Origin of the sequence: Epilithonimonas tenax DSM 16811, from assembly GCF_000428485.1 — a bacterium.
Taxonomy (GTDB): domain Bacteria; phylum Bacteroidota; class Bacteroidia; order Flavobacteriales; family Weeksellaceae; genus Epilithonimonas; species Epilithonimonas tenax.
The window spans coordinates 1-1,297 of the sequence record NZ_AUAA01000102.1 but is presented as its reverse complement, the minus strand read 5'-3'; the positions used below and the strand labels follow the sequence as shown (position 1 = coordinate 1,297).

Genomic DNA, 1,297 nt, shown 5'->3' with positions numbered 1-1,297 from the left:
ATATAAATTTATTCAGACATCAGTTTTATATCGCTCGAGGTGACAAGATTTGTTATGTTGATTGCTCAAAGTCAGGAGACTTTGCGCAGCGGGGCCGTAATTGCAAGGATTATATCTTGAGATTTGTCTTCAAAAGGTAATTGGCTTGGAATTATCTTTGTCTCTTTTGGATTTGGTGGAAATACTTTTTTAGATATTTTAATTCCGCTTTCATGTTCGTGTCTATTTTCAAAAATATCACAAACAGTTAATTTTAAATTTGGATGCTTATCTTCTAATCTTTTAGACAATGGGTCAAAACTTGCATGAATTAAAACTACATTCTCGATTTTTTCAAAATCTAAAATCCCTCTTAAATTATTTAACGTGTACAAATCCGATTTATCGTAAAGAATATAAGAAGCAAATATAGAGGCAAGTATATTTATCAATATAAAAGCACTTAATGTTTTTAATAGTATAGAAAAAAAGAAGTTTGCTTGATAAGAAATGACCAAAAAAAGCACAGACACTAATATTCCTAAAAGTATTTTTTTATAATTGAATAGTATGACTAGTTTGGTTATTTTCATTTTTCGGAAGTTTTACTAAAAAATTTTGAATTCAACCAAAAAATTGGTAGCATCAGTAACATCATTATTGACATCGGAAACAAAAAAAAGAATATATATATAAATGTTGTTGCAAAATTATAATCTATAATCACGTAGATAATTATTAGAAAATTAATGACTATAAAAATTCCCAACAATTTTAAAAAAGTAATTAACAAATTTTCTCTTCCATACCATTTATATGCGGAATAAAATAAGATGCTACTAACCAATAAATTGAATAATAAAATATAAATATCATTACTGGAAAATGTATCATAATATTTTTGGTTAAAAATATAATATCTGACAAGGCGTCCCAATGGAGTAGATAACCTCTGATTTTCACCAAAACTATAAATAGAAAGTATTGATTCATACACAATGTGGTACGATATAATGTAAGATATAATATTTGTAATAAGTAATTTATAATTCATCTTCACATATTTCTTTATATTGAGGAATATTTCCTATTCTTAAAATAGGTTCAGTCTTATATTTACTAAGAAATTTTTTGAAATCTGTTCTAACAATCTCGGGTTCCATTATTTTTGTTGTACCTCCATCTTCAACAATATAATCGGAAACGTTTTTAATTAAATTTCCCCCGCTGCGCAAAGTCTCCTGACTTTGCGCTAAAATTATTCCTCCTTATCATAATTACCATACTTCCAAAACTCATTGGTTTTTGTCACATCTAT

At 27.0% G+C, this 1,297-nt stretch carries 1 protein-coding gene; it reads right to left on the bottom strand.

All coding sequences use genetic code 11. The annotated features are described in order from the left end of the window. Positions 1-71: 71 nt before the first annotated feature. Entirely contained in the window at positions 72-572 is a 501-nt protein-coding gene (locus F564_RS0117735; protein WP_028123747.1) for a hypothetical protein, read from the bottom strand. Positions 573-1,297 lie beyond the last annotated feature (725 nt).